Origin of the sequence: Pseudomonas sp. NFPP04 (genome assembly GCF_900113815.1) — a bacterium.
Lineage (GTDB): Bacteria > Pseudomonadota > Gammaproteobacteria > Pseudomonadales > Pseudomonadaceae > Aquipseudomonas > Aquipseudomonas extremorientalis.
Map to the genome: position 1 here is coordinate 286,466 of NZ_FOQS01000003.1, position 19,939 is coordinate 306,404.

General features: G+C 61.8%; 18 protein-coding genes and 1 riboswitch. Of the genes, 11 read left to right on the forward strand and 7 right to left on the reverse strand.

The features are described from left to right. Window positions 1-66: 66 nt before the first annotated feature. The 7 genes from BM017_RS08655 to purM all read right to left on the reverse strand — a co-directional run bounded on the left by BM017_RS08655 (window position 67) and on the right by purM (window position 8,524). Window positions 67-2,178, reverse strand: coding sequence for a TonB-dependent receptor (locus BM017_RS08655; protein ID WP_092242932.1), 2,112 nt, complete (start codon window positions 2,176-2,178; stop codon window positions 67-69). 11 nt (window positions 2,179-2,189) lie between these two features. Next, window positions 2,190-3,401, reverse strand: a complete 1,212-nt coding sequence (locus tag BM017_RS08660) for an MFS transporter (protein WP_092242935.1) — start codon at window positions 3,399-3,401, stop codon at window positions 2,190-2,192. Continuing rightward, on the reverse strand, window positions 3,391-5,319 hold the full coding sequence (locus BM017_RS08665; RefSeq protein WP_092243319.1) for an IucA/IucC family protein: 1,929 nt from the start codon (window positions 5,317-5,319) through the stop codon (window positions 3,391-3,393). Before BM017_RS08665 ends, BM017_RS08660 begins: the two co-directional genes overlap by 11 nt. Before the next feature lie 205 nt (window positions 5,320-5,524). Next, window positions 5,525-5,713, reverse strand: coding sequence for a hypothetical protein (locus BM017_RS08670; RefSeq protein ID WP_071491322.1), 189 nt, complete (start codon window positions 5,711-5,713; stop codon window positions 5,525-5,527). A gap of 380 nt (window positions 5,714-6,093) precedes the next feature. Continuing rightward, complete coding sequence (locus BM017_RS08675; protein ID WP_058424959.1) at window positions 6,094-6,807, reverse strand: DUF3108 domain-containing protein; 714 nt, start codon at window positions 6,805-6,807, stop codon at window positions 6,094-6,096. A gap of 8 nt (window positions 6,808-6,815) precedes the next feature. Beyond that, entirely contained in the window at window positions 6,816-7,466 is a 651-nt protein-coding gene (gene purN, locus BM017_RS08680) for a phosphoribosylglycinamide formyltransferase (protein WP_092242938.1), read from the reverse strand. Beyond that, window positions 7,466-8,524 carry a phosphoribosylformylglycinamidine cyclo-ligase gene (gene purM, locus BM017_RS08685; RefSeq protein WP_016976515.1) on the reverse strand — a complete coding sequence of 353 codons (1,059 nt, stop codon included), beginning with the start codon at window positions 8,522-8,524 and terminating at the stop codon, window positions 7,466-7,468. Before purM ends, purN begins: the two co-directional genes overlap by 1 nt. 342 nt (window positions 8,525-8,866) lie before the next feature. Between purM and BM017_RS08690 the strand changes: the two genes are divergently transcribed. The 11 genes from BM017_RS08690 to BM017_RS08740 all read left to right on the forward strand — a co-directional run bounded on the left by BM017_RS08690 (window position 8,867) and on the right by BM017_RS08740 (window position 19,832). After that, window positions 8,867-9,907, forward strand: coding sequence for a DUF2066 domain-containing protein (locus tag BM017_RS08690; RefSeq protein WP_092242940.1), 1,041 nt, complete (start codon window positions 8,867-8,869; stop codon window positions 9,905-9,907). A gap of 32 nt (window positions 9,908-9,939) precedes the next feature. Further along, the gene (locus BM017_RS08695) at window positions 9,940-11,013 is read left to right on the forward strand and encodes an AI-2E family transporter (RefSeq protein WP_058424955.1); all 1,074 of its coding nucleotides are present in this window, start codon (window positions 9,940-9,942) and stop codon (window positions 11,011-11,013) included. A gap of 203 nt (window positions 11,014-11,216) precedes the next feature. Further along, entirely contained in the window at window positions 11,217-11,921 is a 705-nt protein-coding gene (hda, locus tag BM017_RS08700; protein ID WP_058424954.1) for a DnaA regulatory inactivator Hda, read from the forward strand. A gap of 209 nt (window positions 11,922-12,130) precedes the next feature. After that, complete coding sequence (locus tag BM017_RS08705; RefSeq protein WP_092242943.1) at window positions 12,131-12,760, forward strand: C40 family peptidase; 630 nt, start codon at window positions 12,131-12,133, stop codon at window positions 12,758-12,760. 144 nt (window positions 12,761-12,904) lie between these two features. Then, complete coding sequence (locus BM017_RS08710; protein ID WP_071491318.1) at window positions 12,905-13,444, forward strand: C40 family peptidase; 540 nt, start codon at window positions 12,905-12,907, stop codon at window positions 13,442-13,444. Window positions 13,445-13,608: 164 nt separating this feature from the next. Continuing rightward, window positions 13,609-13,856, forward strand: a riboswitch (cobalamin riboswitch). A gap of 78 nt (window positions 13,857-13,934) precedes the next feature. Further along, window positions 13,935-14,546, forward strand: a complete 612-nt coding sequence (gene cobO / locus BM017_RS08715) for a cob(I)yrinic acid a,c-diamide adenosyltransferase (RefSeq protein ID WP_010208674.1) — start codon at window positions 13,935-13,937, stop codon at window positions 14,544-14,546. After that, complete coding sequence (locus tag BM017_RS08720; protein ID WP_092242946.1) at window positions 14,543-15,850, forward strand: cobyrinic acid a,c-diamide synthase CobB; 1,308 nt, start codon at window positions 14,543-14,545, stop codon at window positions 15,848-15,850. The genes cobO and BM017_RS08720 overlap by 4 nt, the downstream gene beginning before the upstream one ends. Further along, window positions 15,847-16,497, forward strand: coding sequence for a 5,6-dimethylbenzimidazole synthase (gene bluB / locus BM017_RS08725; protein WP_092242950.1), 651 nt, complete (start codon window positions 15,847-15,849; stop codon window positions 16,495-16,497). Before BM017_RS08720 ends, bluB begins: the two co-directional genes overlap by 4 nt. After that, a complete protein-coding gene (gene cbiB / locus BM017_RS08730) occupies window positions 16,494-17,402 on the forward strand; it encodes an adenosylcobinamide-phosphate synthase CbiB (RefSeq protein WP_092242953.1) in 909 nt (302 codons plus the stop codon). Before bluB ends, cbiB begins: the two co-directional genes overlap by 4 nt. Continuing rightward, a complete protein-coding gene (gene cobD, locus BM017_RS08735) occupies window positions 17,395-18,384 on the forward strand; it encodes a threonine-phosphate decarboxylase CobD (protein ID WP_092242956.1) in 990 nt (329 codons plus the stop codon). Before cbiB ends, cobD begins: the two co-directional genes overlap by 8 nt. After that, a complete protein-coding gene (locus BM017_RS08740) occupies window positions 18,381-19,832 on the forward strand; it encodes a cobyric acid synthase (RefSeq protein ID WP_092242959.1) in 1,452 nt (483 codons plus the stop codon). The genes cobD and BM017_RS08740 overlap by 4 nt, the downstream gene beginning before the upstream one ends. Window positions 19,833-19,939 lie beyond the last annotated feature (107 nt).

Consider the following 19,939-nt stretch of genomic DNA (forward strand, 5'->3'; position numbering starts at 1 on the left):
CCGCGAAGCGGCCCCAAAACACAAACCCCGCTCAAAAGGCGGGGTTTGTGCTTTCAGCGCCGCGTGTTACCAGTCCACGGCATAACTCACGCTGAAGGTCCGACCTTCGGCATTCGGGTACGGTGCTCGCGCGTTGGCCTGGGCAAACATGTTCTGGTAATTGCGGTTGCTGAGGTTGTAGATCGCCCCCTCCAGGCGACCCACAGGCAAGCGTACCGAACCCAGCAGGTCGACCAGGGTGTAGCCCTGGATATCGCGGCCATTGTTATCCTTGAGCGCGGCGTCATAGTCGGCCAGGCGCATGGCTTGCAGGCGCAGGCTGAAGTCGTCGTGGTCATAGCCGACAAAGGCGGTGGTCTTGGCGGGGGAGATGCGCGTGGCCGGCAAGTCGATCCATTTGCCGTTTTGGCGGGTCTCGCCTTTGGCATACGCGTAAGTACCGCCGACCGACCACTGGTCAGTGACGTTGTACGTCAGGCTGGTTTCAATGCCGCGCACGCGTTCTTTCTGGTTGACCAGGCGCAGCACGCGATCATTGGCGTCATAGAACTGGGTGACATCCGAAGTGTTTTCATACGCCGTGACGTTGGCCAGCCATTTGTCCCAGTTGCCACGCCAGCCCAGCTCATAGCTGTCGACCTTGAGGGCTTGGGCATTGAGCTTCTGAATGTCGTACTGGCTGTTGACGTCCCGCAGGAAACGTTGGATGTCCGGCAGGGAAAAACCCTGGCTGTAGTTGACGAATACATCCTGGTTTTCGCTCAGGTGATACACCGCCCCGAGGTTATAGAGGGTGTCGTCATATTTGAGGGTGCCGCCCGGCAGGGTAGCGCGGTTACCGGTCTGAACGATTTCGCCATAGGCAATGCTGTCGTCGATCCGGCTCTCGATCCACTCGCGGCGCACACCGCCACGCAAGGTCCAGTCGTCGATGTCGTAGGACAGTTGGCCAAAAATCGCCTTGGTGGTAGTGGTGATGTCCGGCCCCATCTCGAACGTGGTGCCGGTCTTGGTGTAGGTCAGGCCATTGACTCGGTACTGGTCGCCGCGCTGGCGTGAGGTTTCGTGATCATAGTCAGCGCCCCAGACCAGATTGCCGGTCGCCGGGCCGATATCCGGCATTTGCGTGTCGATGGCTGCGCGCACGCCATAGACGTCCTGCACGCTGTTGTTGTCGGAAACCCCTGCGCGACCGCGGGACAGGTCGGGGAAAAACAGCGCGTCGGCCCGGCGCCAGTAGCTTTCGACCTGCAAGCCCTGTCCGAAGAACGCTTTGTCGGAGTAGTTGAGGTTGACCGCCTGGTTGTGTGTGAACGGTTGATCGTCCAGGTCCAGGCCTTTGACCGCAACGGCGGTGTTGGTGATGCGTGGGTTCTTGGTGTAACGGGTGTCCTGTTCGTCTTTGTAATCTTGCAGGGACAGGCTGATCTTCTTGTCGTCATCCAGCGTGTAGCCGAAGCGACCTTGCAGGTCGTAGGTCTGGGTATCCATGTTGCTGCCCTGGGACGTGTCCTGGGGAATGCGCTTGCCGTTGCCGTCGAACTGGTCGTTGCGCTGCACGCCGTTCGCCGATACGTACCAGTCCAGCGGGCCCTTGCGCCCAGTAGCGCTTTGGAACGCCTCGTAGGCAAAGCCCTTGTGACTGAAGTTATTGCCGCTGGTCATGCCGATCTTGCTGCTAAAGGCGAGGTCTTCACCTTGGTTACGCTTGGTGATGATATTGATGATGCCGCCTGAGGCGCCCGCGCCATAAACGCTGCTCGCTCCGGAGATCACTTCGATGCGCTCGATGCTTTCCGGCGCAACGCTGTTGAGCTGGCGGAAGTTGTCGCGTGTTGCGTTCTGGGACACGCCGTCGATCAGGATCAGCGTATTGCGTCCGCGCAGGGTCTGGCCGAAGTTGCTCATGCCACCGCTGGAAGGGGCAATGCCTGGCACCAATTGCCCGAGAATATCCGCAACCCGGCGCCCCGCGGCTGTTTGCTGGCGGATCTGGGTTTCGTCGATGACCTGTACGGAGCCTGGAATCGCGGCAATGCTGGTTTCACTGCGCGTGGCCGAGACGACGGTGGCCTGCAATTGCAGGTTGGTGGGCTCGGCCTCGGACTGATCGGCCCAGGCCGGTGCGCTTATCGATCCCATCAGTGGCAGCAGCGCTGCCCATTGCGACTTTCTCATGATCTTGCCTTTCAATTATTAGACGTATTGACAGAAAAAACAGGCATAGCGGGTGTTCGGGTGAACGAGCGGATGATGCGGATACCCAGGGCGGCCAAGGCGTACGTGAGTGCAACCAGCCAGAAGCTGTGTGCCAGGCCTACCATCCCCATGCCGATACCACCCAGCAAGGCACCGCCTAGCGCTCCCGCCTTGGCGGCGCTGTTGCCGATGCCCAGGGCAAACCCCTGTTGGGCGGGCGCAACGGTATTGGCAATCAACGTATAGGCGACCGGCAGCAAGGCGCCTTGCCACATGCCCCACAACAGCCGGCTGGCGATGAAGCCCAGCCATTCGCTGGCCAGCGCCGTGCACGCCAGGGTCAAGGCGCAGGCCCAGGTGACCCATTCGATGATGCGCAGCGTGTGTGCGGGTGGGTGTCGGTCAAACAGGCGACCCCAGAGTGGTGCGGACAGGGCCAGGGTCAGTGCGCTGGCGGCATAGCTGGCACCGATCAACCAGCCTGGCGCATGCAGGACGTCCGCGACGTATAGGGCGTAAAACGGCTGAGGCATCATTTTGGCAGCCTGGATCAGTACGATGATCCCCAACATTGCGCCGAGCCAGCCTTTGGGCAGGGCGGTGGGCGTGGTGGCATGAGTCTTTCGCAGGCGCTGGGTGTCGCTGGGCAAGAACAGGCTGACCAGCGCGCATACCAGGCAGACGGCGGTAGCGCTGTAGCACAGCAGGGCGAATCCGGAGATATCCATCAGCCAGCCACCCAACACCGGACCGGCCAGCGAACCCACGGCGGTGGCGGATTGCAGGCGAGCCATTATGTGTCCGCGCCCACTGTCGCCGCAGCACGCCAGCGCATAGGCTTGGGCGGCCGCGATAAAACCCGCCAGTGCACCTTGTGCCACGCGGATCGCGACCAGCAGCCAGGGATCGAAGGTCAGGGCGGCCAGCGCCTGACAGGCCGCCAGCGCCAGCAGCGCCCGAATGATCATCGGCTTGTGCCCGGTTCGGTCGCCCAGACGACCCCACAGGGGCGTCAGGATCATTGCTGCCATCATCGGTCCGGCGTATACCAGCGACGACAGCAGGCCGGTGTAATGGGCGCCGGCATCGCCAAGCAGCCTCTGGATCTGCAAAGGCCAGAAGGGGCCGCTCATTTCCATGGCACCCATCGACACCAGCTGGATGACCACCAACAACCGCAGTGCAGTGCTGTTAGCCGGCATGTGCGGCGCCGCTCAGCGGGTTCGGCAGGCGCCCGACGATATCGGCGTGACTGTCCAGCAGCCGCATCCGCATGAACGACTTGGCTGGCCACGGCTGCTCCAGCAGCGCTGCACGTTCGGTTTCCCAGCGTTGGGGAGCGACTTCGTTGCGCATGCGATCAAAGCACTGGCTGACTTGGGCCGCGAGTTCGTTCCACAGTTGTGCCTGGGGAATATCGAAGTAGCGGGCACTGAGCAGCACCAGCTCGCCCAGGTGGCACATGAATACCGTGTGCAGCAGCTTGTCACGGACAAAACCGGCATCGTCGTAAAGGGTCATCCCGGGATCATGCAGTTCGATGTCCAGGCCGTGGGCATGCAAGGTCTGGCGGTCGATGCGAATATCGCCAAAATCACGCAACAGCAGACGGCTCAACTGCCCGTCTGCGGCCATGACCATGAAGGCGTTCTGCTGATGGGCCTCGAACGCCACACCGTAACGCAGGTACATCCCCAGCAGGGCCGGCACAGTGATCGCTGCATAGTCTCGAAAGAACGCGAGCATGGCCGGTGCATTGTCCTGGCCTTTACTCAAACGTACCCATTGTCTCAGCAAAGGCTGCCCGTGTTGGTCGATGGCAAACAGGCTACCTACCGGAACGGCCATTTCCCCCGGTTGTAGCAGGCTCTGGGGGTTGTCGCGGTAGAGCACGGCCAGGTGGCGGGCGTGTTCGTCATTCACCGGTTGGGGGTTGAAATGCACGCCGATCCGCTCGGGGACGATGTTCAGGAGTTTCTGGATCGCGGGTTCGCGCGCCAGGATCGTTTGCAGCAAGTGACTGATCCGCGGCCCCATGCGCGCCGAGCGTGGCGATACCGTGCGCTGTACGCTGGTCAGGCGCAGTGAGACCGGGAGCTTGACCATGGGCGCGCCGCCCTGGCCATCAGGCAATACGGTCCGGAAGGACATGGTGGGGTGGGCGGTAAACGCGACGATGTCGGTCAGCACCAGCAGTCGGTCGCCGATTTCGTTGGCGAACAACCGGGGCAGTTCCTGTTGGGCTTGCCAAGGGTGCGCAGGCAGCGGCAAATACTCGCTGGCTTCCAGGCCCTGGGCCGTCAGCGCTGCGGTCAATTGCTGCGCAGCACGTGGAAAGTGGGCTTGCCACCATTGCCAGTAATCAGCGGTATCGGCCAGCGTTTCCACGTGGGCGTACTGGTGGTGTAGCGCGCACAGCAACACCGGGAAGCGCGCTTCGAACTCCGGTGAGAAGTCGATGACCTGGTGGGTGTCCAAACCCAGTTTGGTTTTGTAGTTGGGGTGCCAGGGGTGGCCCAGCGTGCCCCACTGCTCAAGCACGGAAGTCGGGTTGGTAACGCTTGGCTCATCCTTGAGATGACTCAGCAGGTTGTCCTGATGGGACGGGCCCATCGAGGCGTGCAGCCTCAGGCTCCATTGCTCGTGGAAGGCCAGGCAGAGCGTATCGTTGACAAAACTGTCGTCGATCTCGCTGTTCAGGCGGCTCAAGACCTGCGGGGCGGCAGGTGTTTCGAGGGTGTCGTTGAGCAGCGTCAGCAATTGCGATGGGAATTGGATCTTCCGTGCGGCCTGTCCAGTTTGCACAAGCGTCACCGCGCCACGCAGGTCCCAGCTGGCCATGCGCCCGGCACGCAGGTGGTCGAAACGCAGGCAGGCGTGATCGGACAGCGGCAGGTGGTGGCGGCCTTGCTCGTCCTGGGTGAGTGTATCGGGGGCCAGCAGGCCTTCACGGAACAGGGCCTGGATCAGGCGTTGAAAGCTGCGTTCGGCGGCGGGTGCGAGGGTGTCGATAAGGGCGTCGAGGGTGACGTTGTGAGTCTGGAACTGGGGCGTAACCAGTGCTTCACCCCAGCGTTTGAGCAATTGTTGGTCCGGCGTATTGCTGCATCCGTTCGTCATGATGAATTCCGTTTTCATGGGCGTGCTGAAAGGTGGTGGATATTATCGAGAATCATTTCCAATTGTCTATTTGCTGATACAATTTTACTGAATCGTTTATGCCCGCCGTGCAGTTTGCCAAAACGAAAAACCCCGCTCGATGGCGGGGTCGTCGGGGGTAGGCCCTACAGCTGCGTGGGGCTGGGGCCTACGAGATTTCAGGTGTTCAGGAGCTTTGTGTCTGGCGTCTCATCTCAAGGGCTTCGAGCTCGTTTTTATAATTATGAGCGTCGCTCTCGTTGTGAAACATGCCGACCAACAGGTCTTGCTGGTGTACATCCCAGATGTGAATCCCATGGCCCAGTGCTTCGTGGGACATATGTTCGTCGTCGCGTTCAGTTACTTTTACAGTCATCTGCTTGCTCCAATCTCTGGTGGATCTGCGGCAAGTCGTCGCAGGCCTTTGTTATATGTTTTGTTAGCTTGCTAAGTAAACCGACTTTTCGCGCAACAAATCATTGCAGCAAACGCAACAGTGCTGCAGGCCGCGTAAACAGCGACATTGCGTCGCAGGGTGCTGAGTTTTATGACGAAAGTTTCATGTTCAAGTCAGGCATTGAACCCTTTGTTGGCCCGGCTATCGCCATCGGGGGCAAGCCCCCTCCCACATTTTGATCGGTGAACACAACCGAGTGTGGGAGGGGGCTTGCCCCCGATAGCGGTAGAGGTTTGAACACCAAATCCATAGGCGAAAAAAAGCCCCGCATTCGCGAGGCTCGTTGTTCCAGCTACCGATCAGCTACCTTTGACAGCCTTGCCGTCAACAGTGCCGTCCTGCAGCATGATGTTGTATTCCTTGCCATCGGTTTCTACCTGGCGCAGGGCAACCAGAATGCCGCCCTGGTCCTTGGCAAACCACATCTGGGTAATGCGCTTGCTTTGCGTCGGGTCACGCACGCGCTCGACCTTGATCGCGTCGATGGAGCCGACCTTGGTCTGGACTTTTTCCGGGCCGATCACGCGGAAGTCGTAGGTGTCGACGTCGGTGCCTTCGACCACGTTGTAGCTCATGCTTTTCTTGCCGGCGGCCACATCGCGTTGCAAGGCCAACTGGTAGGTCGACTTGTCGAGCATGCCGCTTTGCAGGGGCACGTTGACCGGGTCTTTGTTTTCAAAGCCGGTGACTTTCTTGGCGGTCTGGTCGAAATCCAGATTGATTTTCTTCGCCTTGCCCAGGCCGCCGCGTTCGAAGGTGTAGCTCTTCGGTTGCAGGGTGTCCTTGTCAAACAGGATCACGCTGGTTTCGGTGAGGCTGGCGATCATCATGGAAGCCTTGAAATTCAAGGTCCAGGAGCCGTCGCCGTTCTTGGCCAGGCTGCGTTCGGCCGAACCACTCATGGGCAACTGTTTCCAGTCGGCGGTGTAGCTGACGGAGAAGGGGTGAAGGTCTGCTGCTTGCACGGCTGGCAAGGCGAACAGCGCAAAAGCGAAGAGCAAGGCGCGACGCATAAAATCTCCTAGGTTCGAATCAAGTGGCCGCTGGCCGCGAGTAACTGACCGTCCAATAATGCACCCTGGTCACCAAGAATCAACCGCCCCTCGGCAAACCAGCGAACGGCCAGCGGGTAAATCCTGTGTTCCTGGGCGTGAACCCGTTGCGCAAGCGTCTGCGCCGAGTCGTCAGACTCTACCGGAACCACTGCCTGTACGACCAGAGGCCCGCCATCGAGTTCCTCGGTGACAAAGTGCACGCTGCAGCCATGCTCGCTGTCGCCGGCCTCGAGCGCACGCTGGTGCGTGTGCATGCCTTTGTACTTGGGCAGCAGGGAAGGGTGGATATTCAACAGGCGCCCGGCGTAATGCCGCACGAAGTCAGCGCTGAGGATGCGCATGAAGCCGGCGAGTACTACGAGCTTGGGGTTGAAGGCGTCGATCAGTTCGATCAAGGCGCGGTCGAAGGCCTCGCGACCGTCGAACGCCTTGTGATCCAGCGAGCGGGTGTCGATACCCGCGTCCCTGGCGCGTTGCAGGCCGTAGGCGTCGCTGCGGTTGGAGATCACCGCAGCAATGCGCACCGGGTTGTCGCCGGCGCGCGTGCTGTCGATCAGGGCCTGCAAGTTACTGCCGGTGCCGGAGAGCAGCACCACGACATCACAGGTCTGAGACATTAATGAGCCTTGAGGTTCTTCAGCTCAACCTGAGCCGCGCCTTCGGCAGCGGTGGCGATCTGGCCGATGACCCAAGGCTGTTCGCCGGCTTCGCGCAGTACGTTCAGCGCGGTTTCAACGTGCTCCTGAGCCACGCAGATGACCATGCCGACGCCGCAGTTCAGCACGCGGTGCATCTCGGTTTCGTCGACGTTGCCTTTCTCTTGCAGCCAGTCGAATACTGCCGGACGCTGCCAGCTGGCCACGTCAACGATGGCCTGGGCGCCTTTTGGCAGCACGCGCGGGATGTTGTCCAGCAGGCCCCCGCCGGTGATGTGGGCCATGGCCTTGACGGCGCCGGTGTCCTTGATCAGCTTGAGCAACGGCTTGACGTAGATGCGGGTCGGGGCCATCAGCAGGTCCGTCAGCGGCTTGCCGTCGAGCTGGGTGTTCTCGATCTCGGCGCCGGACACTTCGATGATCTTGCGGATCAGCGAGTAACCGTTGGAGTGCGGGCCGGAGGATGGCAGGGCGAGCAGGGCGTCGCCGGCCGCAACCTTGGAGCCGTCGATGATCTCGGCTTTTTCCACGACGCCGACGCAGAAGCCGGCCAGGTCGTAGTCTTCACCTTCGTACATGCCTGGCATTTCAGCGGTTTCGCCGCCGACCAGGGAGCAACCCGACAGTTCGCAGCCGGCGCCGATGCCGGTGACCACTTGGGCCGCGGTGTCCACGTTCAGCTTGCCGGTGGCGTAGTAGTCGAGGAAGAACAACGGCTCGGCGCCGCACACTACCAGGTCATTGACGCACATGGCGACCAGGTCGATGCCGATGGTGTCGTGCTTGTTCAGGTTCAGCGCCAGGCGCAGCTTGGTGCCCACGCCGTCGGTGCCGGACACCAGTACAGGCTGCTTGTAGCCGGCCGGGATCTCGCAGAGGGCGCCAAAACCGCCCAGGCCGCCCATGACTTCAGGGCGCGCAGTGCGCTTGGCGACGCTCTTGATGCGTTCGACCAATGCTTCACCGGCGTCGATGTCTACACCGGCGTCCTTGTAGCTCAGGGAGGGTTGCTTGCTCATGATCCAGGCCTTTAGGGGGGATTTCTGGGTAACGACCGAGCGAGCGGGGGCTTTTATAAAGGCCACGCCGTTGACGGTCTGCGAAGGCGCGCGATTTTATCAGGCTTGAGGGGCAGCGGCCATCCTCGGGCCGACGGGCAGGGGCATATGGCGTTAAAAAAATGCTAATCGGGTCTGCTTTGGCGCGTATTAAGGTATAGCCTTTACTGCGCTAGCGTTGTGACAGTACGAAAACTTACCAAGACCCTGTGAATGTTTTATCGGTCGCCGTGGTCACAGCCTTGGCAAACCGAGTTCACGCGGTCTGTTCCAGCCGCTAAATTTGTCGTTCGGGAATCTTCCATGCGTCTGTGTAAATTCTTCTTTGTAGGCTGCTTGTCGTTGGTCAGCCTGGCGAGTCATGCCGAAACCCTCAATGGCCTTTACCAAGTACTCGAACCCGTCAGCAGTCAGTCGCCGCAAGAGCGTGACCAGGCGACCCAGCGCGCCGTGCAGACCCTGGTGATCCGCCTGACCGGCGACGCCAAGGCCGCCGAGGGGCCGGGTCTGGCGGCCGTTCGCAAGGATCCGCAACAAATCATCAGCCAGTACGGCTACGACGCCGGCCCGCCGGAAAGCCTGCAAGTGGATTTCGACCCGGTGAGCACCGATCGCGTGCTGCGCGAAGCGGGCCTGTCGATCTGGGGCAGCAATCGGCCGTCGATCCTTGGCTGGTGGCTGAACGACTCCACCGAAGGCAGCAGCCTGGTGGGTGATGGCCAGACCGTCGCCCAGGCGCTGCGCCGTGCCGCGCAACACCGTGGCCTGCCGTTGCGCCTGCCGCTGGGCGACCTGGATGAGCAGGTGGTCGCCACCGCACCGAACCTGGAAAGTGCTGACGCCACACCGTTGCGCGCCGCTTCCGAACGTTACGGCGCCGACGCTTTGCTGGCCGTGCATGCGCGCCAGGAAGGCAACCAATGGCAAGCCAAATGGCGCCTGTGGCTGGGCGACAAGAGCGAGCAGGGCACCGCGCAAGGGGCCGACATCGGCGCTGTAGCCGACGCGGTGATGCTGGCGATCAGCCAAAAGCTCGCGCCACGCTTTGCGGTCAAACCCGGCGTGAGCACCGAACAATTGCTGGAAGTGCAGGGCATGACCCTGGAGCGTTATGCCGCGCTGGGTCACCTGCTGGAGCCTTTCGGTGGTCAGCCGCAGTTAGTGGATGGCAATCGCATCGTGTACCGCGTCAATGGCAGTGCCGATCAGTTGCGTACCCAGTTGAGCCTGGCCAAGTTGCAGGAGATTCCTGCGGGTGAAGCACCGGTCCCCCAACCGGCGGCGGAGGGTGCGCAGCCGGCTGCTGCACCAGAACCTCAGGCGCAACTGCGTTTTCGCTGGTAGCAGTTTTCTTCTTTATATAGATGGAGTGGTTTATGGCGGATACGCGTCGTTGGGTGTGGCTTGGCGGGTTTGTCCTGCTGTGCGTTTTTGTGTTCCTGCTGCATTCGATCCTGACGCCATTCCTGGTCGCGTTGCTGCTGGCTTACCTGTTCGATCCGGTGGTGGATCGCCTGGAAAAAGCCGGGTTGTCGCGGACCTGGGGCGTGGTGGCGGTGTTCGCCCTGTTTACCTTGATCATCACGGCGTTGGTGCTGGTGCTGGTGCCGATGCTGGCCAAGCAGTTGTTCCGCTTGTATGAGCTGGCGCCGCAGATGCTCGATTGGCTGCAGCACACGGCGATGCCGTGGGCCCAGGCCAAGTTGGGGTTGGCGGATGGTTTCTGGAAGTTCGACAAGGTCAAGGCGGCCATCAGCGAACATATGGGCCAGACCACCGATATTGTCGGGGTCATCCTCAGCCAGGCGACGGCGTCCAGCCTGGCGTTGATCGGCTGGCTGACCAACCTGGTGCTGATCCCGGTGGTGGCGTTCTACCTGCTGCGCGACTGGGACATCATGATGGCCAAGATCCGCAGCCTGCTGCCGCGCAACCGTGAGGAGCGCATTGTTTCGCTGGCTGAGGAATGCCATGAGGTGCTCGGCGCCTTCGTGCGCGGGCAGTTGCTGGTGATGCTGGCCCTGGGGATCATCTACGCGGCCGGCTTGATGGCTATCGGCCTGGAGCTGGGTCTGTTGATCGGCCTGATCGCCGGCCTGGCCGCGATCGTGCCTTATATGGGGTTTGTGATTGGGATCGGCGCGGCGCTGGTCGCGGGCTTGTTCCAGTTTGGCGGGGACTTGTACCCGATGCTGGGGATCGTGGCCGTATTCATGGTCGGCCAGGCGTTGGAAGGCATGGTGCTCACGCCGTTGTTGGTCGGGGATCGGATTGGTCTGCATCCGGTGGCGGTGATCTTTGCGATCCTGGCGGGTGGTGAGCTGTTTGGCTTCACGGGCATCCTGCTGGCGTTGCCGGTGGCGGCGGTGATCATGGTGCTGGTGCGCCATGTGCACGATCTGTACAAGGATTCGGATGCTTATACGGGGGTTGAAGATCCCGACCTGTAACTCTATCTTCACAAACCCGGCCAAGGCCGGGTTTGTCTTTTCTGGGGGCGGTCCGTCAAACAATCTGCATAAATCCAACGAGTTAACGCAAACCTTTGATTTTGCTTGGGGTCTGTTGCATTGTGCGCCCGGCGTCACGGGTATAAACTTTGCAAACTTTACACAGAGGCCACTAACGGTTCGTTCGGAGCCGTTCAGTCAGCATGAAACCGATTCAGCTGCCCTTGGGTGTGCGTCTGCGTGACGACGCCACCTTCATCAACTACTACCCAGGCGCCAATGCCGCTGCACTCGGCTATGTCGAGCGGCTCTGCGAAGCCGACGCCGGGTGGACTGAAAGCCTGATCTATCTGTGGGGCAAGCACGGCGTAGGGCGTACCCACCTGTTGCAGGCTGCGTGCCTGCGGTTCGAGCAGATGGGCGAACCGGCGGTGTACCTGCCGCTGGCCGAGTTGATGGATCGCGGTATCGGCATCTTCGATCACCTTGAGCAATACGAACTGGTGTGTCTGGATGACTTGCAGGCGATCGCCGGCAAGGCGGATTGGGAAGAAGCGCTGTTTCACCTGTTCAATCGCTTGCGTGACAGCGGTCGGCGCCTGCTGATTGCCGCGTCGACTTCGCCACGCGAGTTGCCGATCAAGCTGGCCGACCTCAAGTCGCGCATGACCCTGGCGCTGATCTTCCAGATGCGCCCGCTGTCCGACGAAGACAAATTGCGTGCCCTGCAACTGCGGGCCTCCCGTCGCGGCCTGCACCTCACCGACGAAGTCGGGCACTTTATCCTTACTCGAGGCACCCGCAGCATGAGTGCGCTGTTCGATTTGCTCGAGCAGCTCGATCAGGCGTCCTTGCAGGCTCAAAGAAAATTGACGATCCCTTTTCTCAAGGAAACGTTGGGCTGGTAACTCATTGAATTTACGCGGTTCGCCATTTTACGGGCGCCAGAAAACCTGCGTTTCTGCCGGCTGGGCTTCGCATTCGAACCGATAAATGGAATTACGGCTTAGATGTCATAGTCCAATCGCGAAGTCACATAGAGCACGATTGAATTTGCAAATCGATGTGATAGAAGGCATAGTCTCGACTTCTTTACATATCAGCCACGGTCGTGCCCATGCTAAATCGCTTCGCACCCCTCGTGCCCCTCGCACTCGTTACCCTGTTGTTTGGTTGCGCCTCCCACCCTCAGCAGGTGGTCGATCAGCAGAAACCACAGGTTCAAAATCAGGCAAAATTCGTTGCTGCACAATCTGCCTCTGTTTATGAGGAAGAAGTCGCAACGGAAAAGGAACTGGCCGATTTCGCCGGCAACAAGCCTTATCAGCTTCCAGTCCTGGCCGACAGCATTCTCGAACGCGGCATGTCCCTGATCGGTACCCGTTACCGTTTCGGTGGTACCTCTGAAGCCGGTTTCGACTGCAGTGGTTTCATCGGCTATCTGTTTCGTGAAGAGGCCGGCATGAATCTGCCGCGCTCCACCCGCGAAATGATCAACGTGAATGCACCGTTGGTCGCACGCAACAACCTCAAGCCTGGCGATCTGCTTTTCTTCAGTACGGCAGGCCGTGGTCGTGTGAGCCACGCCGGTATCTACCTGGGCGATAACCAGTTTATCCACTCCAGCAGCCGTCGCAGTGGCGGTGTCCGGGTCGATAACCTGGGTGACAGCTACTGGAGCAAAACCTTCATCGAAGCCAAGCGCGCACTCGCCATGGCCCCGACGACGGTTACCGCTAGCAAGTAAACTTAAAGTGATACTTGAAGTTTGACGTGTAAGCGCTAGAATCCCTGGACATTGTTGTAATCCGTTCGCGCGAGCTTTGCTTGCGCGTTCTGGTTTTCAGCGTTCGGCAGCGAAAGCCGCATCCAGACCAGGATTGTTCTGCACATGTCGACCTCGGCCCGCCTGATTCTCATTGTTTGCGCCGCGCTCCTCAGCGCCTGCGCAAGCCGCACACCGCCGCCCGCTCCTGTAGCGGTGAAGCCCAAGCCGGTGTTCAACTATTCCACCCAGAATTTCTCGCCCGCAGCCGAAGACGTACTCTTCCGCGCGCTGGGCCTGGTCGGCACGCCTTACCGTTGGGGCGGCAACACGCCGGACTCCGGGTTTGATTGCAGCGGCCTGATCGGGTTTGTCTTCCGCGATGCCGCCGGGATTTCCCTGCCGCGTACCACCCGCGAGCTGATCGTAATGCGCGCGCAGGACGTCAGCGAGCAGAACCTGCAGACCGGCGACCTGCTGTTCTTCGCCACCGGTGGCGGTTCCCAGGTCAGCCACGCCGGGATCTACGTGGGTGAAGGGCGCTTTGTGCATGCGCCACAAACCGGCGGTACGGTGAAGCTGGACACATTGTCCAAAGCCTATTGGCAGAATGCCTATTTGAGCGCCAAGCGCGTGTTGCCGGGCAACCTGGCACGCAATCCTTAGCGCCAGACTCGAATCGAAATGTGGGAGGGGGCTTGCCCCCGATAGCGGTGTGTCAGCTAAAGATAACTGGGCTGATCCACCGCCATCGGGGCAAGCCCCCTCCCACAGTTGTTTTGTGTCGACTTCAAGTTGCTTTAATTGACGCTCCACCCCCAACCTACTACCCTTCGCCGCTTGTTCCAGGTGCTCTGTGACCCACGGGTCGACAGAGTGAAACAGGGAAGCCGGTGAGTGAGCGCACTTCTACACAGTGCCGCCGCGATTCCGGCGCTGCCCCCGCAACGGTAAATGAGTCAAGACGCTGCCTTTTGCCACTGTATCGCCTGCGATATGGGAAGGCGCAGCGTTGGCCTGCCTTCAGCCAGCACGCCACTCATGAGCCCGGAGACCGGCCTGCAACATCCAACAGCATCACGGTGGGCGATGCTTGGCTGTCTGCTTTTCTTTTTTCCTGCCCGCCGTTTTTGTCCAGCCCCAACGGAGAGCTGCCATGACCGATTCCCCCGACCGCGACGAACGCCACCTGGCGCGCATGCTGCGCAAAAAAGCCGTGATCGACGAGCGCATCGCCAACTCCCCCAACGAATGCGGTCTGCTGCTGGTGCTGACCGGTAACGGCAAAGGTAAAAGCAGCTCCGCGTTCGGCATGTTGGCCCGTGCCATGGGCCACGGCATGCAGTGCGGCGTGGTGCAGTTCATCAAGGGGCGCAACAGCACTGGAGAAGAATTGTTCTTCCGTCGCTTCCCCGAGCAAGTGCGCTTCCATGTAATGGGCGAAGGCTTCACCTGGGAAACCCAGGACCGCCAGCGCGACATCGCCGCCGCCGAGGCCGCCTGGGCAGTCTCCCGCGAATTGCTGCAGGACCCCTCCATCGGCCTGGTGGTGCTGGACGAACTGAACATCGCGCTCAAGCACGGCTACCTCGACCTGGACCAGGTCCTCAGCGACCTGCAAGCCCGTCCACCGATGCAACACGTGGTGGTCACCGGCCGCGGCGCCAAGCCCGAGTTGATCGAAATGGGCGACACCGTCACCGAAATGGGCATGCTCAAGCACGCGTTCCAGGCCGGTATCAAGGCACAGAAGGGCGTCGAACTTTGAATCAGCCCCGTCATTGCCCTGCCGTTTTGATCGCCGCTCCGGCGTCCGGCCAGGGCAAAACCACCGTCACCGCCGCGCTCGCCCGTTTGCACCGCAACCTGGGGCGCAAGGTGCGCGTGTTCAAATGCGGCCCGGACTTTCTCGACCCGATGATCCACGAACGCGCCAGCGGTGCGCCGGTGTATCAGTTGGATATGTGGATGGTGGGCGAGCAGGAAAGTCGTCGTTTGCTGTGGGAAGCGGCGGGGGAGGCAGACCTGATCCTGATCGAAGGCGTGATGGGCCTGTTCGACGGCACACCCTCCAGCGCCGACCTGGCGCGACACTTCGGCGTGCCGGTGCTGGGGGTGATCGACGGCACGGCCATGGCGCAGACCTTCGGCGCGTTGGCATTGGGCCTGGCGCGCTATCAGCCGGATCTGCCATTCGCCGGTGTATTGGCCAACCGTGTCGGCACCCTGCGTCATGCGCAACTGCTCGAAGGCAGCCTCACCGAGGGCCTGCGCTGGTATGGCGCATTGTCACGCGAGACCGGTATCGAACTGCCCAGTCGCCACCTCGGCCTGGTGCAAGCGAGCGAACTGAATGACCTCGATGTACGCCTGGACGCCGCCGCCCAAGCGTTGGGCAGCAGTTGCGAAGTCGCTTTGCCGCCGCCGGTGACGTTCGCTGCACCCCAAGTGATCGAGGCTGAGCCGTTGCTCAAGGGCGTGCGCATTGCCGTGGCCCGCGATGAGGCCTTCGCCTTTACCTACGGCGCGAGTCTCGACCTGCTGCGCGCAATGGGCGCTGAGCTGACGTTTTTCTCGCCGATTCACGATCGCCAATTGCCCGATGCCGACAGCCTCTACCTGCCCGGTGGTTACCCGGAATTGCACCACCAGGCGCTGTCGGAAAATATCCCGATGCTCGACGCCATTCGCGCTCACCACGCGGCCGGCAAACCCTTGCTTGCCGAATGCGGCGGCATGCTCTACCTGCTGGACTCGCTGACCGATGTCGACGGCATCCGCGCTGAACTGCTCGGCCTGTTGCAGGGCGACGCGGTGATGCAAAAGAAACTGGCGGCCCTGGCCCTGCAAAGCGTCGAATTGCCGGAAGGCACCGTGCGTGGCCATACCTATCACCATTCCCTGACCACCACTGAATGGCAACCGATTGCCCGTGGCCTGAGCCCCAATGGCGGGCGCGGTGCCGAGGCGGTGTATCGGCAGGGGCGGATGACGGCGTCCTACGTACACTTCTATTTCCCATCCAATCCCCAGGCGGTGGCCGCATTGTTCGCGCCCGATCCAGCACTATGAGCGACAACGCTTTTCCCCAGGCCGACCGCGACGCCGTCTACCGCGCCATCGCCGAACGCCGCGACATGCGCCACTTCAGCGGCGGCACTGTCGCCCCCGAGCTGCTCCACCGCTTGCTCCAGGCCGCACACCAGGCGCCCAGCGTCGGCCTGATGCAGCCCTGGCGCTTTATTCGCATCAGCGATCGCCAGTTGCGTGGGCAGATTCAACAGGTGGTGGAAGAAGAACGCGTACGCACCGCCGAAGCCCTGGGCGAGCGTTCCGATGAGTTCATGAAGCTCAAGGTCGAAGGCATTCACGACTGTGCCGAAGTGCTGGTAGCGGCGTTGATGGATGATCGCGAGCGGCACATCTTCGGGCGTCGCACCCTGCCGGAAATGGACATGGCGTCGTTGTCCTGTGCTATCCAGAATTTGTGGCTGGCGGCGCGGGTCGAAGGCCTGGGCATGGGCTGGGTCTCGTTGTTCGAACCCCAGGCGCTGGCCGATCTGCTGGGTTTGCCGCCCGGTGCCAAACCCCTGGCCGTGTTGTGCCTGGGGCCGGTGGCCGAGTTCTACCCGGCACCGATGTTGCAGCTCGAAGGCTGGAGCGAGCCTCGACCGTTGAGTGACATGTTGTATGAAAATGCGTGGGGAGTGAGTCAATGAGTGTGGCCTTGCTGTGTGTCGCTGCAGTCGCGCTGGATGCGCTGCTGGGCGAACCCAGGCGCTGGCATCCGCTGGTGGCGTTCGGCAATTTTGCCGGGCGCATCGAGCAACGTTTCAATACCGGTGGCCGTGGCTGGCGCAGCCATGGCGTGACCGCGTGGTTTATCGCCGTGGTGCCGCTGACGCTGCTGGCCACGGCCTTGTCGTGGGCGCCTTACATTGGCTGGGTACTGGAGATCCTGGCGTTGTACTGCGCCCTTGGCATGCGCAGCCTTGGCGAGCATGTGATCCCGGTGGCCCAGGCCCTGCGCAGTGATGACTTGGAGGCGGCGCGCAAACGCGTGAGCTACCTGGTCAGCCGTCAGACCAGCGAGCTGGACCGCACCGAAGTCGCCCGTGCCGCCACCGAATCGGTGCTGGAGAACGGCAGCGATGCGGTGTTCGCTGCGATTTTCTGGTTTGTGGTGGCCGGTGTGCCGGGCGTGGTGCTTTACCGCCTGAGCAACACCCTCGACGCCATGTGGGGTTATCGCAACGAGCGTTTCGAGCGCTTTGGTTGGGCGGCGGCAAAAATCGACGATGTGCTGAACTACATTCCCGCACGCCTGGTGGCGTTGACCTACGCGTTGCTGGGCAAGACCCGGCTGGCGCTCAAATGCTGGCGCACCCAGGGCCCGACCTGGGACAGCCCCAACGCCGGCCCGGTCATGGCCGCTGGTGCGGGCGCCCTGGGCGTGGAGCTGGGCGGTGCCGCGATCTATCACGGCGAAGTGCACCATCGTCCACAACTGGGCGAAGGCCCGGCGGCGGATGCCGATTCCATCGATCGGGGCTGGCAACTGGTGCAGCGCGGCGTATGGTTGTGGCTGCTGATCCTATGCGCGGGGGCGCAATTCTATGCTTGAGCATGGTGGCCGGCTGCGCAAGGCAGCGATTCAGTACGGGATAGCTGAAGCCGACTGGCTCGACCTGTCCAGCGGGCTCGCGCCCTGGCCCTGGCCGATCCCCGAGATTCCCCTGCGCGCTTGGGCTCGCCTGCCGGAAACCGACGACGGCCTGGAGCAGGCCGCCAGCGAATACTACGGCGCTGCGCATCTATTGCCGGTGCCGGGTTCCCAGGCGGCGATCCAGTTGTTGCCGCGACTGCGTCGTGCCGGCAAGGTCGGCGTGCTGTCGCCGTGCTATGCCGAACACGCCGAAGCCTGGCGCCGTGCCGGTTACGTGGTGCGCGAAGTGCAGGAACAGGAAGTCGACTTCTTTCTTGATGGCCTCGACGTGCTCGTGGTGGTCAACCCCAATAACCCCACCGGCCTGAGCCTGAGCCCGCAACGCCTGCTGGATTGGCACTCGCGGCTGGCCCAGCGCGGCGGCTGGCTGGTGGTGGATGAGGCCTTCATGGACGTCACCCCGCAAGTGAGCCTGGCCGGCCAGGCGCATCAGGTCGGTTTGATCGTGCTGCGTTCGTTCGGCAAGTTCTTCGGCCTGGCCGGCGTGCGGCTGGGCTTTGTGTTGGCCGAGCGCAAGTTGCTCAAGTTGCTCGCCGAGCAGGTCGGCCCCTGGGCGGTCAGCGGGCCGACGCGGGTGCTGGGCCAGGTGTGCCTGCGCGACACCGCCGGGCATGCGCGGCAACGCACGCGTTGCATCGAGGCGGGCCAGCGCTTGTTCGCGTTGCTGGAGCGCCACGGCTTTCCACCCCAGGGCGGCTGTGCCTTGTTCCAATGGCTAATCACGCCCCATGCCGAGCGTGTGCACGAATTCATGGCCCAGCGCGGCATTCTGCTGCGCCTGTTCGTCCACGACAGCAGCCTGCGTTTCGGCCTGCCCGACACTGAGGCCGACTGGCAGCGCCTCGACGACGCCCTGGCCGCCTATAAGGACGCAACATGAGTACGCTGATGGTGCAGGGCACCACCTCCGATGCCGGCAAAAGTACGTTAGTGACCGCGTTGTGCCGCTGGCTGGTGCGCCAGGGTGTGGCCGTGGCGCCGTTCAAGCCGCAGAACATGGCGCTCAACAGCGCCGTGACCGCCGAAGGTGGTGAAATCGGCCGCGCCCAGGCGGTGCAGGCCCAGGCCGCCAACCTGGCGCCTCATACCGACATGAACCCGGTGCTGCTCAAACCCAACAGCGACACCGGCTCCCAAGTGATCATCCACGGCCGTGCCGTGACCACCATGAACGCCGTGGCCTATCACGACTACAAAGCCATTGCGATGCAGGCGGTGCTGGCCTCCCACGCCCGGTTGAGCCAGGCCTATCCCGTGGTCATGGTGGAAGGCGCTGGCTCCCCGGCGGAAATCAACCTGCGCGCCAACGACATCGCCAACATGGGCTTCGCCGAGGCGGTGGATTGCCCGGTGTTGCTGATTGCCGATATCAATCGCGGCGGGGTATTCGCCCACCTGGTCGGCACCCTGGAGCTGCTGTCACCCACGGAACAGGCGCGGGTCAAAGGCTTCATCATCAACCGTTTTCGCGGTGACATCGCGCTGTTGCAACCCGGCCTGGACTGGCTGGAAACACGCACCGGCAAACCGGTGGTGGGCGTTCTGCCTTACGTGATGGACCTGCACCTGGAAGCCGAGGACGGCATCGACCAACGCCAGATCGACAAGGCGGCCCAGGTGCTCAAGGTGGTGGTCCCGGTGTTGCCGCGCATCAGCAACCATACGGATTTCGACCCGCTGCGCCTGCACCCCCAGGTGGATTTGCAATTCATCGGGCCAGGCCAGCCGATCCCGGCCGCCGACCTGATCATCCTGCCCGGCTCGAAAAGTGTGCGCAGCGACCTGGCCTATCTGCGTGCCAACGGTTGGGACGCCGCCGTGGCGCGTCACTTGCGTTATGGCGGCAAGGTGCTCGGCATTTGCGGCGGCTTGCAGATGCTCGGCGAGCAAGTGCACGACCCGTTGGGCCTGGAAGGGCCTGCCGGTTCCAGCGATGGCCTGGGGCTGCTGGCGTTCGGTACCACGCTGGAAGAAGAGAAGCAGTTGCGCAACGTGCGTGGGCGTTTGTTGTTGGAGAATGCCGAGGTCAGCGGTTATGAGATCCATGCGGGCGTGACCTGCGGTGATGCTTTGTCGAATGCCGCCGTGCTGCTGGAGGATGGCCGCAGCGATGGCGCACAAAGTGCCGATGGGCAGATCCTTGGCACCTACTTGCATGGCTTGTTCGAAAGCCCGGCCGCGTGCAGCGCCTTGTTGCGCTGGGCCGGTTTGCAGGACGTGCGGGAAGTGGATTACCACGCCCTGCGCGAGCGCGATATCGAGCGCCTGGCTGATCTGGTGGAAAACCATTTGGATACTGAGTTGTTACGCAAACTATGTGGGATTTGACAGTGAGCGAGTGTGCTGAGTATTCAACTGCTGCACTGCAACCCAAAGGTGGGAGGGGGCTTGCCCCCGATGGCGGTGCGTCAGTAGCCAATGGGCTGACTGGCGCC

Bases quoted from the DNA above. Each gene is read 5' to 3' on its own strand.
- BM017_RS08670 (WP_071491322.1), bottom strand. From the start codon at position 5,713: ATGACTGTAAAAGTAACTGAACGCGACGACGAACATATGTCCCACGAA.
- BM017_RS08655 (WP_092242932.1), bottom strand. From the start codon at position 2,178: ATGAGAAAGTCGCAATGGGCAGCGCTGCTGCCACTGATGGGATCGATA.
- purM (WP_016976515.1), bottom strand. From the start codon at position 8,524: ATGAGCAAGCAACCCTCCCTGAGCTACAAGGACGCCGGTGTAGACATC.
- BM017_RS08695 (WP_058424955.1), top strand. From the start codon at position 9,940: ATGGCGGATACGCGTCGTTGGGTGTGGCTTGGCGGGTTTGTCCTGCTG.
- purN (WP_092242938.1), bottom strand. From the start codon at position 7,466: ATGTCTCAGACCTGTGATGTCGTGGTGCTGCTCTCCGGCACCGGCAGT.
- BM017_RS08740 (WP_092242959.1), top strand. From the start codon at position 18,381: ATGAGTACGCTGATGGTGCAGGGCACCACCTCCGATGCCGGCAAAAGT.
- cobD (WP_092242956.1), top strand. From the start codon at position 17,395: ATGCTTGAGCATGGTGGCCGGCTGCGCAAGGCAGCGATTCAGTACGGG.
- BM017_RS08675 (WP_058424959.1), bottom strand. From the start codon at position 6,807: ATGCGTCGCGCCTTGCTCTTCGCTTTTGCGCTGTTCGCCTTGCCAGCC.
- BM017_RS08665 (WP_092243319.1), bottom strand. From the start codon at position 5,319: ATGACGAACGGATGCAGCAATACGCCGGACCAACAATTGCTCAAACGC.
- BM017_RS08705 (WP_092242943.1), top strand. From the start codon at position 12,131: ATGCTAAATCGCTTCGCACCCCTCGTGCCCCTCGCACTCGTTACCCTG.
- BM017_RS08710 (WP_071491318.1), top strand. From the start codon at position 12,905: ATGTCGACCTCGGCCCGCCTGATTCTCATTGTTTGCGCCGCGCTCCTC.
- cobO (WP_010208674.1), top strand. From the start codon at position 13,935: ATGACCGATTCCCCCGACCGCGACGAACGCCACCTGGCGCGCATGCTG.
- hda (WP_058424954.1), top strand. From the start codon at position 11,217: ATGAAACCGATTCAGCTGCCCTTGGGTGTGCGTCTGCGTGACGACGCC.
- BM017_RS08690 (WP_092242940.1), top strand. From the start codon at position 8,867: ATGCGTCTGTGTAAATTCTTCTTTGTAGGCTGCTTGTCGTTGGTCAGC.
- bluB (WP_092242950.1), top strand. From the start codon at position 15,847: ATGAGCGACAACGCTTTTCCCCAGGCCGACCGCGACGCCGTCTACCGC.
- BM017_RS08660 (WP_092242935.1), bottom strand. From the start codon at position 3,401: ATGCCGGCTAACAGCACTGCACTGCGGTTGTTGGTGGTCATCCAGCTG.
- cbiB (WP_092242953.1), top strand. From the start codon at position 16,494: ATGAGTGTGGCCTTGCTGTGTGTCGCTGCAGTCGCGCTGGATGCGCTG.